Annotated in this window: 12 protein-coding genes; 1 reads left to right on the forward strand and 11 read right to left on the reverse strand. The window is 49.1% G+C overall.

The window, feature by feature from the left end; all coding sequences use genetic code 11:
- Window positions 1–13: 13 nt before the first annotated feature.
- Window positions 14–1,057, reverse strand: coding sequence for a formylglycine-generating enzyme family protein (locus MHB84_RS04445; protein WP_445322099.1), 1,044 nt, complete (start codon window positions 1,055–1,057; stop codon window positions 14–16).
- Between the two features lie 141 nt (window positions 1,058–1,198).
- Complete coding sequence (locus MHB84_RS04450) at window positions 1,199–1,744, reverse strand: hypothetical protein (protein ID WP_076289979.1); 546 nt, start codon at window positions 1,742–1,744, stop codon at window positions 1,199–1,201.
- A gap of 249 nt (window positions 1,745–1,993) precedes the next feature.
- On the opposite strand from MHB84_RS04450, the gene MHB84_RS04455 reads away from it, so the two are divergent.
- Window positions 1,994–2,311, forward strand: coding sequence for a SunI/YnzG family protein (locus MHB84_RS04455; RefSeq protein ID WP_076289980.1), 318 nt, complete (start codon window positions 1,994–1,996; stop codon window positions 2,309–2,311).
- Window positions 2,312–2,426: 115 nt separating this feature from the next.
- Here MHB84_RS04455 and MHB84_RS04460 read toward each other — a convergent pair whose 3' ends face one another.
- From MHB84_RS04460 to MHB84_RS04500, 9 genes are all read right to left on the reverse strand, one after another.
- Entirely contained in the window at window positions 2,427–3,389 is a 963-nt protein-coding gene (locus tag MHB84_RS04460) for a glycosyl hydrolase (RefSeq protein ID WP_076289981.1), read from the reverse strand.
- 91 nt (window positions 3,390–3,480) lie between these two features.
- A complete protein-coding gene (locus MHB84_RS04465) occupies window positions 3,481–4,491 on the reverse strand; it encodes a carbohydrate ABC transporter permease (protein WP_083678955.1) in 1,011 nt (336 codons plus the stop codon).
- 32 nt (window positions 4,492–4,523) lie between these two features.
- Window positions 4,524–5,423, reverse strand: a complete 900-nt coding sequence (locus MHB84_RS04470) for a carbohydrate ABC transporter permease (RefSeq protein WP_076289982.1) — start codon at window positions 5,421–5,423, stop codon at window positions 4,524–4,526.
- Entirely contained in the window at window positions 5,420–8,005 is a 2,586-nt protein-coding gene (locus MHB84_RS04475; RefSeq protein ID WP_076289983.1) for a DUF5696 domain-containing protein, read from the reverse strand. Before MHB84_RS04475 ends, MHB84_RS04470 begins: the two co-directional genes overlap by 4 nt.
- 14 nt (window positions 8,006–8,019) lie before the next feature.
- Window positions 8,020–8,640, reverse strand: coding sequence for a Yip1 family protein (locus tag MHB84_RS04480; protein ID WP_076289984.1), 621 nt, complete (start codon window positions 8,638–8,640; stop codon window positions 8,020–8,022).
- Window positions 8,621–10,087, reverse strand: a complete 1,467-nt coding sequence (locus MHB84_RS04485) for an NHL repeat-containing protein (RefSeq protein ID WP_076289985.1) — start codon at window positions 10,085–10,087, stop codon at window positions 8,621–8,623. Before MHB84_RS04485 ends, MHB84_RS04480 begins: the two co-directional genes overlap by 20 nt.
- Before the next feature lie 11 nt (window positions 10,088–10,098).
- Window positions 10,099–10,962, reverse strand: a complete 864-nt coding sequence (locus tag MHB84_RS04490) for a carbohydrate ABC transporter permease (RefSeq protein ID WP_076289986.1) — start codon at window positions 10,960–10,962, stop codon at window positions 10,099–10,101.
- Between the two features lie 2 nt (window positions 10,963–10,964).
- On the reverse strand, window positions 10,965–11,876 hold the full coding sequence (locus tag MHB84_RS04495) for a carbohydrate ABC transporter permease (protein ID WP_064641001.1): 912 nt from the start codon (window positions 11,874–11,876) through the stop codon (window positions 10,965–10,967).
- Between the two features lie 75 nt (window positions 11,877–11,951).
- The gene (locus tag MHB84_RS04500) at window positions 11,952–14,879 is read right to left on the reverse strand and encodes an extracellular solute-binding protein (RefSeq protein WP_076289987.1); all 2,928 of its coding nucleotides are present in this window, start codon (window positions 14,877–14,879) and stop codon (window positions 11,952–11,954) included.

The following is a 14,879-nucleotide window of genomic DNA, read 5'->3' on the forward strand; positions in this document are numbered from 1 at the left end:
GCAAACCAACATACTATACATCCGCTGCGCATCTGAAACCAATATGTCCAGTAGATGTATCAGGCGTGTTGGGGATTCTCGCCGCCACTCTGTAGCGATTGCAGTAGGAACGGTGGCATAGGTAGGAACCGCCTTTTAACACCTTGCGATCTTCATGAGGAGATAACTCCGTGTCAGCAGCCGTAGCCTTCTCATGATCCGTAACGTAGTTGTCTGCGCACCACTCCCATACATTGCCTGACATATTATAAAGTCCGTATGCATTGGGAGGAAATGATTGGGATGGAGCGGTGCCTGCATAACCGTCGGCTGCATTATTTTTCGTCGGAAATACACCCTGCCAGATGTTGCAATAGTGCTGTCCATCCGGCCTTAACGTATCGCCCCAGGGATATTTTTTCTGAATCAGGCCACCCCGGGCTGCGTACTCCCATTCGGCTTCTGTGGGCAGACGTTTACCCGCCCAGCGGCAATACGCATTAGCATCATTCCATGAGATATGAAGAACCGGATGATCAGAGCGATCTTTTATATTAGAATCGGGTCCTTCGGGATGAGCCCAATCCGCACCTTCAACAACCCACCACCAAGGTGTCTGTTGCACCACGTTTCGAACTTGAGTCGCCGTTTCCGGAGAAACGAACAGATGAAAAACAAAAGACCAGCCAAACCGCTCCGCCTCAGTCCGATACCCCGTCTCACGAACAAACTGTGCAAATTCCGCATTGGTTACAGTACAGGCATCCAGATAAAAGGAGTTCACCTGAACTTCCCTGACCGGGCCTTCCCCATCTGCTTCAAAAGCTTCGGGGTCATTTGTACCCATCAGGAAACGTCCACCTTCAATACGAATGCTTTCTTTCTTCTCTGCTCTATTGGTTAGAGCTATCATGAAATCAGCTGTATAACTGCTATGGCTGGATGGCTTGCCCTCAACAGCCTCTACTGCTGCAGCCGTTTCCTCTGGCAGACTCTTTTCCTCCAACTTACCTTCTCGGCTTGCAGCGCAGCAGCAGGAAGAAGGTTTCTTTGGCAGCCGATCATGCATCTCAAGCATCCCCTTCTATGGTTAGGTTTAAGACTTGTTTCCCCCTATTGTACACGGCAGGACGAATATTCGGATACGGTGGTGTTATCATTCCTGCTCCTACTTTTTTGAACAGTCCATTCAACTGAATTTCTTCATCCATTTCGCATATCAATCAAGGTGACGATATGGTCCGATGATGCCCTCGTTCCACACCTGTACTTCGATATAACGCTCCGGTCCGAGATCACCCTGTTGATTCCATTCCTGAGGCCAGCCATAGGATTGAATAATGTCCAGTATTTCATCTTTCGTGTAGACCTGCTTACGATAAGGTTTATCATCGATATAACGCATCGTTGGAAACAAATCGCCGTAGGTAAAACTTACGGAATCATCAGGAAGATTCTCCCATGAGATCGTGACCCAATCCGGTTCGGTATACCAAGATTCCAACCACGCGCATGCACCCAGGGTCATATAGTGAGGATAACGGTTGCTCGGTTTCCCACCTTTGGAGATAAACTGCTCGTACGCTTTCCGCTCAAGTTCTCTTCGAATCATCATGTAATCTGCTGATCGCTGACTGGCAAAATTCCGGCCTTCCTGCTGGATATGCTGCGCAACGGCTTCTGCATCCTGCTCGGACAGACTGGAGAGATTACGGAATGGTCCAACCCTTTTTTCAAAATAATGATACGCGTTCAGGTCTGTCATATGGCACCACCTCCATGCTCATCTCTTCGTCCCCCATTTTCGTTAGTCATAGTGTACATCATTGCAATATGTATGGAAATATCTGTAGCAAACCATTTCCTCTGGTGCACTATGCCATTTCAATTACAGTACCATCTTCCGATCGCTGCTTCGCTTCTCCAGAATGATCCAGCACTCACCGTCCATTAAGTGATAAACTAAAAAAAGAGCATTTATCTTCAACAGACTTAAAGGGAGGAGGTTGTGTGTATGCTAGGCATCAAAGTACAGCAAGTAGAGAATCAACTCATCATCCGTTGGCAGCTTTCCAAAATAGAGATTCCCATCTCAGATATTAAAACAGTTACCCTTGATGATACATATGGTGGAAGTGAGCCTTCAGCCGTTCGAATCGGCGCAGCGTATGGCTCTTCCGAAACAATTCTAATCCGTACAACCAATCAACACTATATCCTGTTCACTTCCAGTGAGACTTTATTTCCAAAAATCAGTGCCATGCTATCCAATAATTCAGGTGAGCGGAATGCGTCAAACTTGCAACGTGCTAACGAATCTAGCGCACCTTAAAGTCCGACTCTCAAGGCAGGCCAAATTAACGCGAACAAGGGGCGTCCACCGTCATGTTCATGACTTGTGGAACAGCCCCCTTTTTTTCACGTCGGTAGAAGTTCAAATGATATCCCTATCTCCAACTCCACTTCGGTAATTGATCCAGCGTAATGACTTCTTCACTATTATATACTTCCTTCAAATACGCCACGGTATTATGATTACCACCCTGTAGGAATTCTCCCGTCCAGGTACAAAACCAGCTCCAATGTACACCTTGCTCTTTCATTTGCTTTGGATCTGGAATGGAGCCGTTCTCGGCTAAGGCAATGATTTTGCTGTCATTCACCAGTTCACGCAGATTTTCATAACGCTTAGCTAATGGGCTGTGATCGCCTGCTTCTGGATACACATCCACACTCACAATGTCCACCACATCGTCACCCGGATACCAATCCGGCTTTTCCGAGTTCCACACCCAGATCAGATTACCCAGCTCATACTTGTTGACCAATTGATCATACATTAGGCGATATAACTGTTTGGCAGGTTCAGGTCCTTTGGCTCCCCACCAGAACCAGCCTCCTTCCGCTTCATGAAGCGGCCGGAATAACACAGGCACCCCAGCCTCCTTGAGTTCTTGCAGATGTACTGCAATTGCATCGATATCCCGGATCAATAAGGTATACTCTTCCGATTCAGGGTGAGCCAGCGCTGACGCGAGATTGTAGGTGGTGGCATCCGTATAGAAGCCGCGCCACCATTCTTTACCGGGTTCATTGATCAGATTAGCAGGTGCATTCCAGTGCCAACATAATGTCACAATTCCGCCTTGCTGATGCCATGCAATCGCATCCCGGATCTCCTGAGAGATCGCACCGCGTTCTGTCCTTGATGGAGAATAATCCATGAGATCGAATCCAATTACCGCCGGCTTGCGGCCTGTATTCTCATTAATCCAGTTCAGATTGCCGTAATCCTGTTGACCTGACAGTACCCCTTTTCCATAACGCTCCGCCAAATACTTCATCAGTTCTCTAGCCTCGGAAGTCGCATCTTTATTCACTATATTACTGCTTATCTTTTGCTCCGTCATTGATAATCCCCCATTCCCATGCAGGGCACATAGCGACCCAAATATCAAAAACACCCGAATTACGCATCCTATACGACTACTCCAAACCCGGTTAACCAACTACACCTGAACGTTCAATACTCTCGACGAAATAGCGCTGTACAAACAAATACAAAATAATGAGCGGTGCAATCGCCAGCAGAATTCCTGTATCCACGATCATGGCAACATAATTCGGGTCTGCCTTCATGCCCGAGTTCGAACCAAAACCCATCAATTGGGGAATTAACTGGTTCGCCTGGGCAGGCAATGAAGCCACCTTCAGCGAGATAAGCGGGCTTTCACTCATGAATAGCGCGGAATAGAACGTATCGTTGTACTGCCAGACAAACGAGAACAGAATGACTGTGATCAGCGGCGAAATGGCGTTCGGCAGCATAATTCGGGCAAATGTCCGAAATCCGCCTGCTCCATCAATCAGTGCAGCTTCTTCAATTTCCTTGGGCATGCCCTTGAAGAACTGGCGGAAAATATAAATGAACAGCCCCGCCTTCAGCCCACCAGCCGTAGCCGCAGTAATCATGGACGGCCAGTATGTATTCAGCAGGTTGATCCCCTCTCGTCCCGTGAACAGATGAACCATTCCAAGGATGTCAAAGTTGCGGAAATGCAGATACATCGGCACCATCAGGGTGCTTGTTGGCACCAAAATAGTGAGGATGACCAATACAAACAGCACATTGCTGCCGGGAAAAGAAAAGCGGGCGAAGCCGTACCCGGCTAACGCACAGGATATCGCTGTGAGCAGCGTTGTAATCGTGACGAACAACAGCGTGTTCGCCAGCAAAGGCAGATAATCCATCACCTGCGCCGCAAGCTTGATATTATCCAGCGTAAAATGCTGGGGAATCATATAGATGGTCGGATTATAGATATCCTGTTTATCCTTGAACGCAACCGAGATTTTAAGAAACAATGGATACAAAATAATAAATGAAATACCAATAATCAATGCATATCTGAAGATGGAATACAGGAGGTCCGATGTCTTGTTTCGTACCCTCTGCATGCGGTAGTTCTCTTTCGGAACCACCACCATACGATCCGTTCCCGACACAGCCATAGTCTCATGCCTCCTTCTACGTTCGTTAGCTTTCAGTTGTAATGAACCCGTCGTGACAGTACCCATCCGACAACAACTAATACCAGGCCGATGACCAGCGTATACAGCCAGGACATGGCTGAGCTCAGACCGAAGTTCTGGGTTTTAAACGCCGTCTGGTAAATGGCCTCCGTCACCGGGCTGCCTGCAAAGGAATCAATAATCGTATAGATGACATTTGTCAGGATCAATGGACTCACCATCGGAAACGTAATTTTCCAGAAGGATTCATAGGCCGTTGCACCTTCAATTTTGGCCACTTCGTACATGGAACCAGGTACCGATTGCAGCGCAGCGAGGAAGATCAGAATCTGTACGCCAGAGCTGCTGACAATATCGTAGATGCGCATAATGGCTTCCACGATGTAATCGACATATGCCATTGGCAGCCCCACATCATTCAGCATTCGCACGATTGAAACGACGTTGAACGAAGCTCCCCCTTCGGTAGACGATTCAATCGCACTGGCGTCCCCCATCAGATTGATCAAACCTGCGGACTCGGCCGCCGCCACCGCACTGGAGGCCAGTATGACTGGCAGGAAGAAGATCGCACGCGCCATCGTTCTGCCCTTGAATTTCTGGTTAAGCAGTGTCGCCGTAAATAAACTGAAGAACAGAATCATCGGCACATTTAGCAGCATCGCTCCGACCGAATCCACCAAGATCCGGTTAAAGGTGGCATCAACCAGGATGGCATCCTTGAAATTTTTCAGCCCGACAAAATCCAGTACATATCCTCCTGGGGCAACCGACAGATTGCTCAAACTGAACCGGATCGATTGCAGAAGCGGCGTAGCGAACAGGAAGATGAAACCAATCAGCCATGGCGAAATAAACGCAAGTCCAAGCAGCGCTCTCCGTGATTTCAAGGATAAACGAAGGCTTCTCATTGGTTCACTCCTTCCACTGCATAGTCCGCCCCGCCAACGGTAATTCCATTAATCGTTACCGGATCAGCCGTGTAATTCACCAAAATCGTTGCACCGCCACTATAAGTGACACGCACTACGCCATCCTGAACTCGTTCATGCTCGGTTATTGGATGGTTCCGCAAATGACCTAATACTTCATTCGCTTCCTTGTATAATGCAGCTGCGTCATCTACCCAATATGCAAAGTCAGTGGCATAAGCCGAATCATAATTGGTCAGCTTCAGCTTGGATGAAGGTTCATACGTCCATTGAAATTGCGGAGCTGAGCCCAGCTCCAGACTGCGGAGCATCTGTTTGCGCAGATCTTGATCCCCTGACGTATTCATTGCGGAAGCAGCGTAGTCAATATATCCATGAATGACCATCTCATAAAAAGGAACTTCCTCGTCGGTAATGTTGAACCGGCTGGAGCCTGAGGGAGCATTAACAATATGTTGCGTATATCCCCACGCATACGCATTAGCGGATGATAACATTAGGTTTGGATATTCCTGCTGCAGCTTGCCCAGTTGCTCCTTCACAATGTTCTTCGCAGTTTCTCGGTGGATGACACGACTATCCCGATAATCCGAGCTCAATACCTGCCCGAGATCACGCAGTGATAATGCGCTGAGTTCCAATTTGTTGATTTTCCCGGCAAACTCGCTCACCACATACGGCAGCTTGGCGGCCGACAACAGATAATAACTGTCTTTGCTCTGATCCATCCGGTTGAGGGCAGGACTGTATGGATACAATTCAGCCGTCTCCTTGGTGACAAATCGCGCTGCATCGGAGGAAGGAGCAAAGTTCCAATCGTCGTGATAGATACGCTGGAACGCCACATCAGGGAATAACGCTCCACCGGACTGATTCAGTTGTTCAGACAGATCATGCAATTCGGAACGACTACCCACTTCACTGTCCAGCTTGACCTGGGTAGGTGTATGGTGACTGAAACCTCCGCCAAACCATCCCTGATACCGCATCTGCACGCGGTTCACACCTTCCTGCTGCAGCTTCGCGGCCATTTCAGCCGCTTGTTCATACGTCGTCATAGCCAATGTGGTCCGATAAGGTACACCCAGAAATGAAGCTTTTTTGTCCACTGCACCTAACACATCCACGTAAAAAGGCAAGGCTGATACGTCCTCCAGCGGTTTCAGTACGTTCTGCTCCACCAATTGCTGCTGATACAAACGGGCCATACCGGAATAGCTGGCATCCTTACCATTAATGAAATGGTAGCGCACCTGAATATCCCCTCGGAATGGTTCCTCTCTCAATAGCTGAATCTCCTGCATCTTTTGCGAGGTATACATCTCCAGCTCATCCTCACCCCGCAGGGAGAACGTGCCGTAGACGTGGTTGTAGCTATTTTGCCTGCCTCCAATATCCGCAGAGATACTGGCCATGCCATCCCCTTTTTCAATCACGGCAAACCAGGCATGTTCACCGTTCTTCAAACCAAAGACAGGCATATGGACAGATTCACTAACCTGCGGGCGACTGAGTGAATTGTCATTGGGATCTGCACCATACACACGCTGTACGTACTGCTCCTCTTTGACCTTTCCGTTATTCAGATGGATCAGACTGCCTGAACCGTCAGGTACAAACATATAACCTTCACCTTTCGTATCCGCGGCACCAAAATAAGCGAGCAGATCGATATTACGAATGCGGTACTGACCGCTCTCTTTCACCTGACTTAGTGGCACGGTTACAACCAGCGAACCTTGATCCAGCCGATATTCCACCGGAATGACGAAGCTTGGTTTATCCGATGAGCCCCCGCCTTCGACTCCATTCTCCTCATTGTCAAAAGCAAGATCGTCAGCAGTGTACCCCGCCGCCTCAAAGGCATCCAGCATCTTGTTCAGCACAAGCTGCTTAGATATCTGTCCATCCAAGCGTTCCAGCACATCCGGGTTGTTTTTGGTTGGATAATAACGAGCCGATGTGTATCTTGCAACTGTCGCATCCAGTTTCGAAAGAACCTTTTCCTCCAGACGCTGTTTGCTGATCAGTTTGGGTAGAGCTTCAATGCCGAGCGAGGTATCCCCAAGCGTGTATGTAACGCGAATACCCTGATCCACATTGATAGCTGCGAACTGTTTGTTGCTGATACTGGAGCTAAAGTTCGGAAAATTCTCCAGCGTACCAATTGCATCCCGAAATGACACGTTCAGCTGGGAGGACAGCACCTCCTTTTCATAAGCAGAAGCCAGGCCATCCTGATTACGTTCGTTCGGATTGCTGTACCAGATCTGACCACTCGCTCCATCACGAACGGCAATTTCCGTCGTTTCCTCGTTGTAATACAGCGCCAGTCCCTGGTCTTCGACGACCAGTTGCATACCCGGCACACCCTCTGAAGAATCGGTAAGGAATTGCAATGATTCCGTCTCGGTTGGCATAGCCTCTGTTGTTGCTTCAAGATAAGCCGTTGCTTCCACAGCAGGTACTCCCCTGTTATTGATATACAGCAGTCCAGCCGCGATCAGAATCACAGCAGCACCACTGGCCAGCACCGTATATATTCGTTGCCTTTTGTTCACGGATGCCGCCTCCTTTAGGTCCGAAAAATCAACTCGCGGTAGATGTTGTAACCGAATTCATATAACTGCTGCAACATGCTGAACACCAATGCTCCGAGGAACACGATTATGCCCATGACAATTACCGTCAGCAGCATCGTCAGAATCGTTTTGATCACGGTGTACTGGTGCACCGTCATCGTGCCAATGAAGAGCAGCAGCACGAACCAGAAGAACGCGATGCTATTAAATAAATAATAAAAAGCCGTCTCTTCCTGTACCATAAAGCGGCTGATGATAATCATCGGGACATAGATCAAAATAATCGGAATAAGCGAGTATCCTGTTGCCAGAAAAATCTCCTTGAACTTCCCTTCACCTTCCATCAGGGTGGTTACGGCCCAATTGGCTATGCACCAAAGAAAGAATGGCACTGCAACCGTAGCGATCTCCCCTATGCTGTTGATTGTGCGAGGATCGACGTAATTGACGAGAAACCCCGCGTATTGTTTTTGCAAAATCATCATGATAATGGTAAGCGCCAGTGCTCCAAAAGCAACGGTCAACCTTCCCCGCTGATCCGACTTGATATCCCAGAATGCATCAATGGGGTGAAAAATGAGATGCAGCGGAAACTTAATGTAATCCTGCTTCACTGTCAATCTGCCTCCTCCGTCTCCATTTAACCGCCACTCGGACCAGGATCAGCATGAAAATCAGTGCGATGGCAAGCGTCAGAAAGGTGCCGAAATGTTCCTTCATCATCTCTCGCCGATATCTTTTGAACGCGACAGAATAACTTTTGCGATCCATTCCCAGTTCGAAGTAACCCAGAGCTTCCTCGTTTTTCTTCTCCATCAGCAAGGACTTGCCGATACCGATATAAGCGATATCATAGTTGGCGTTCAGCTTCAGCACTTCTTTCCAGATATGAACAGCCTCTGTATCCTCGCCCTGATAATGAAGGGCAACCGCCTCATTCACGCTGGCTCCAAACCGTGTTGGCTCATAGATAACCAGATTGCTTTTTCCCCGATCCAACACTAATTGATGATCCCCGGACTGTTCCATGGCGACTGGTGTTTTGAGCGTTCCCACCTGATTTCCTTTGCCTCCATATACATAGAGCAGATGACCTTCATCATCGTAAGTAAACACCCGGTTCTGCGTCGCATCCAGCACACTGTACATACCGTTACCCAGTACCTTCACATCAATCAGCTTGGATGGACCCGGGTTATTGCGGAATCTGATATCTCCTTTGACTTCAAAATAACCAAACCTCTTCAGCACATCCTCACCGGATGGATTGAGACGTTTAATCGGTTCGCTGGAACCTGGGTCGATATTGGTCGCATATACGAACCCTTTGGAGTCGATATCGACATTGGAAAACTCGGTCGGTACAAACAAAACCATCTGCGCCCGCTGGGCTTTGGTTGAGAGCATCCGCCAAATGTATTCGCCGTAGTCGCGCTCCACCTTGTTCGTACCAACGTATCCAATGAACTGACCGTGCTCGTCAAACTGCATAATTCCTTCGTAGACACCCTGAGCCACCACATACACCCGGCCTACCCGATCCACAGTCAATTTCAGTGGTTGGAATTGAAAATTGGTCGCGAGGATATCAGACTCTGGCTTCGTAATGGTATGGACCAGCTGCCCTTCCGCATCCAGGACAACTACGCGGCTGTTCCCCGTATCTGCGATGTATACTCGACCCTCTTCATCCACGAATAATCCACCTGGCGTATTAAAACTCTCCTTGCTGCCGTCCATCATAAATCCTTCGATTACCCGCAACAGCTTATAATGCGCGTCAAGGACAACAATTCGGCTGTTGCCACTGTCCAAAATATAAATCTGCCCGGAGGGAGAGACGTTTACATCACCGGGGTCTTTGAATTCGCCAATGCCCAGGTCGCTGCCTGAAATGGTTTGCTTGGGCAGATAGGCATCCGGTGACGGAACGGCCTCTTTCCAGTAGTTGTAGTTATAACTCTCATACGGCGCCGGGGAGGCCGCCGCAGGCACGGAATTCACCAGCAGCAGCGATACTGCCGCCAGGAGAACAAGCCAACTTTTCACTGTGCGTGCCATATCGTTCCCCCTTATTCCTTCATGCCCGAACTCGCCATCGTCTCAATGATGCGGCTCTGGGAGAAAATGAATAGCGTAATGGGCACACTCATCAAAATAAGTGCTACCGCAGCACCTGCCCCAGCCCGGGATATCCCGCCCTGAATGATCTGACCCGCCGCATAGTGCAAGGTCTTGAGCTGTTCACTGTAGATGTACCCATTGCCATCACTGCCCCACAGCATCTGGAACAGCAGAATGATCAATGTGAGCCAAGCTGGCTTTACATTCGGCATGACAATGGACCAGAAAATTCGGTATTCACTGGCACCGTCAATTTTGGCTGCTTCCAGCAACGCATCCGGGATCTGCTCCATGAACTGCTTCATCAGATACAGACCCAATGAATAGGCAAATGCCGGAATAATGACGGCCCAATACGTATCAATCCAACCCAGCCATGACATGATCATATAGTTAGGAATGGCCGTCACGGCAGGTGTGAACATCAGGGAAAGCACAACAACCTGGAACATGAACACTTTGCCCGGAAATTTGTGCTTGGCGAGTGGGTACGCCGCTGCCGATGCGAGCAGCACATGACCAACGATGCCAATGCCTGTAATAAATACCGTGTTGAATATATATCGTGAGAACGGAACCCACGAGTCACTCAGCAGATTCAGCAAATCCGTGAAATTGCTGAACGTTGGATTTTTGACAAATAGCGTTGGTGGAAAAGTAAAAATCTCATCCAGCGGTTTGAACGCATTATTGATCGCATAGATCAGCGGCAGCACCATGAAAGCACCAAATACGAGCAGAAGGGTAAACAGGGAGATGCTGCCCGATAAGGAGCGGTTCACCCGCTTTTTGCCTGTTGCAATTGCAGCCATAGCTATTCCCCCACCCTTCGAAGCAGTTTCTGTACCAGCAAGTTGGTGCCCACCATAATCATGAACAGTACGGTTGCAATCGCCGAGGCGTATCCCATCTCAAACCGCGTTGTACCAAAGTCGATCAAATGGGTCACCACCGTCTCCGCCGCATAGTTCACACTTGGGAACCCCGCCAGCGCAATAGATACATCGGCCACGGCGAATGAGGTCGTAAGTTGAATGACCGCACCGAACATCAGTTGCGGACGCATTGAAGGCAGGGTAATATACCAGAGCTCCTGCCAGCGATTTTTGATCCCGTCTACCGCACCTGCTTCATATAACGTCCGGTCTACGGTCTGCAAACCGGCGATAAAAGCCAGAAAGCCTGTGCCAAGACTGAGCCACAATTGCACCAGAATGAGGATTGGCATAATGTAGGCTTCCGTTTTCAACCACTGGATTGGCTCCAGCAGAAATCCCCATTTGATCAGTAATCCATTGGCTATACCGTAGCGATCCCCCGAGAAAATCATCAACCAGATAAAATAGACATTCCCCGAAATGGATGGCGCATAGAAGATCAGCGTCATGAACGCTCTCCATTTGGGCGTTAATTCATTAATGATCCACGCAAATACGAAACAGGCAATATAACTGATGGGTCCGGTAATAATGGCAAACAGCAACGTGTTTTTGATGGCAATCAGAAATACGTCATCCTCCAGAAACAGCCGGGTATAGTTCTGCCAGCCAATAAAACGCGGAAACTCCAACATGTTGAAATAGGTGAAGCTGAGTATGATGGAGATGACCACCGGAATCACAGTAAACATGATGAATAGGATCATATAAGGAGCTAGCAGTACATAGGAATGTTTGCTGGCCTTCATTTCCTTGAGCTTCCAGGACCACCATGATTTCATGCCCATGCCTGGTGTTTTCTCAGGAGGACTGTTTTGTCCGTCTCGGAGTGATATTTGTGACACTGTTAACCCTCCCTCTGCTTACGGAAGACCAAATTCATTACGCTTGACTCGAATCTCGTCCTGAATGTACTGGGTGTAATCCATGATGGATTCCCTTGCTTCCACTTGACCAACAACCGTCTTGTAAAATGCATTGAACAGATGACGTCCGGTAAAATAACCACCAGGTACTTCGGGAATACCCTTTACTGTCTCGAATTGTGCCTTCAGATTCGCATAGTCCTCAGCAGGCCATGGAAGTGAATCGAGTGCCTTGATGTTGGCCGTCGGATAACGCGCAGCCGCACCCATCAGCCCTTCCATCTCGCGGCCAAACTCAGCCTGAACCGGTGTACTGGTCCACCATTTCATGAACTCCCACGCCGCCTCCTGATCCTTGGCACTTTCCAGCATCATGACCGCACTGCCGCCACCCGGAACGTCCCGATTCAATGTTCCATCCGGCTGCACAGTCCCCGGAACAGGAACAAATCCCCATAATCCACGGATCTCCGGTGCAAATACGGACAACTGGTTATACATCGTGTAATCCGTCAGACCAATCGGCATCTGTCCGGTCCGGAAACGGTTGGCAAAGTCATACTCCCGCTCCAGCTTGTAATCGGTATAAAACTCTGTCCACTTCTTAAAGGTCTCGATGCCGATGCGCGAATCCAGATCCGATTCCTTGTCGTCATTCCGATAGAAGGAGCCGCCGTTCTGCAGCAGCATCGTTGCATACTGCGAATTAGGCGGGATATTGACCCCCTGCATGTTGGCCTGGGCCACCACCGGCATGCCAAATTCCATATGATTTTTGCTCAGAATCGCCAGCAGGCTCTCGACATCATCCCACGTTTGAGGAACTTCAAGCCCCAGCTCTGCAAGCACATCTTTTCGATAAAACAACATATTAAAGGTCTGTGTCTCCGGCAGGGCGTACACGCCTGAATCATAGGCGTACGGTACGATGGCACTATCTCTAAACTCCTGTTCCACCGTGGTATAGTCACTAAACTGGGTGAGATCCACCGCCGAGTTCCGCATCGCAAAGTTCACGGGCAGATCATTGCCGATCTGCATCGCTACATCAGGTCCTTCACCCGACAAGGTAGCTGGCAACAGCGTACCCATGTTGACCAGCTTCAAATTGACGTTGATGCCGCTCTCCGGTGTGAATGTCTCATCAATCATCGCTTTCATCGTGTTCGCCTGATCACGACCACTGCCGATCCAGACCGTCACCGTGCGCTGATCCTCTGATGTGGCTACGTTCCCGATCTGGTTATAATCAATGAAGAACGAATGATAGAATGTCTTCGCTTCATGACCAAGCTTCGCCAGCGGACCCATACCCGTTCCGGGAATGCTACTGTCTAATGAAGCTACATAGAGGGCATCAATCTCAAGCGGTTGCTCGCGAGCCTGCTGCACCCAAGTCCCCAGTCCGCCCGTGTTCGTTTTGTAAGCAGCAAGTCTTCTTGGAATGGTATCCGGCTTATCGATCATCTCATCCAGCTGTTGGGCCATCGTTTTGATCAACGCTTCCTGATCGCTGGACTGGCCTGACAGAAGACGAAGTTGCCTTGCCACTTCCTTCAGGCGTTTGCTTTCTCCGCTAAATACCTCCAACAGATTCGGAATCTGCTTCTCCACCCGATAATCCCGGAATTCATCCGGCTTCGTGCCTGTAATCATCAGAATTCTCCGGTACATGGAGTTCAGGTTGTACAGGCTGTCCTCCACATTGCGAATGAGTGGTGCGAAGTCGCCCAGGCTGTTCTCCAGCCGAATGACATGTTTGCCTTTATCCAACTGAAACTTGTAAGCTTCCTCACCGCCCAGCACATCAATGCGATAGTCGCTTTGGTAACGGAACGGGGCTTTCGTCATCTCCGCAAACGGAATCTCGCCATCGATGGTCAGCTTGCGTGTGGAATAGATGCCTTTGACAAAATTTTGCTGAGCGGTAAAACCGATATGATAAAGTCCACTCTCCGGCACGTCCACTTCCCATTCGATCCACTGTCCTGGCAGACGCCAGTTAAAGCCACCAATCGTATTAATACGCACCTGGGAAGCGCTGTACGGAGATACGGCTGAACTTGATCTTTCACTGGTTGGATATAACGTAGGTGAAGATTTGGCAACTGCCGCTTCCCCTTCAATTCGGATGAGCACATCCTTAGGCTGACCGGAAGAATCCGTCTGCTTAGCCCCTGCGGTTTCCGCATAAGCAACGGCTGGCTTCTCGTTGAATAGTCGTATGGATCGAATTACCATGGGTTCGCGAGAGGATTTCAGCGTTAACGTGTGCTTTCCCTTTTCCAGATAGAATTTGAATGGAACCTGTTCATACCCATCCGGGTCCTGAAATGTTTCCTCCATCCAGCGGGGCTTCTCCACTTGTTTTGGACGAAGATCATTGCCCTGATTATCCTGTTCAACAGCTTGTTTCTCATTGCCCCATACCCGATCAAACTGCAAATAGGCGGCTTCCGCAAACGGAAGTTCACCGTCAATGTACAATGCACGCTCAATGGCCGAACTCTTGCCTTCTACGGGAAAATAGACAGCAGAGAGGTTGTACAGCCCGGTTTCCGGTACGTCAACTACCCAGTCGATCTCGCCTGTCTCCCCAGTATGAAGCGATACACCCGGCCTGCCTTCATAATCCTTCAGTTTACGTACCTCTTCACCCTCTGCCCGTATGTAGTCTCCTGCTTCGATGGTCATATCCACATTCGGTCTTGAGGCCTCACCTGCCTGGGACAAATATTGTTCATATCCGTTCTTCTGCCTCGTCTGCTGCAAAATGGCATCCACCTCAATGGCAGGCAAACTGCCAGAAGGCACAACTGCACTCTTTACACCTGCACCGGAAGTAAGCAAAAGTATGACGCAGGCAGCTACTGCTGCAATGACTATGGGCAGGATCCATTTCTTTCGTTGTAGAATTCCAGCCAT

Origin of the sequence: Paenibacillus sp. FSL F4-0087 (assembly GCF_038020215.1) — a bacterium.
GTDB classification, from domain to species: Bacteria; Bacillota; Bacilli; order Paenibacillales; family Paenibacillaceae; genus Paenibacillus; species Paenibacillus taichungensis.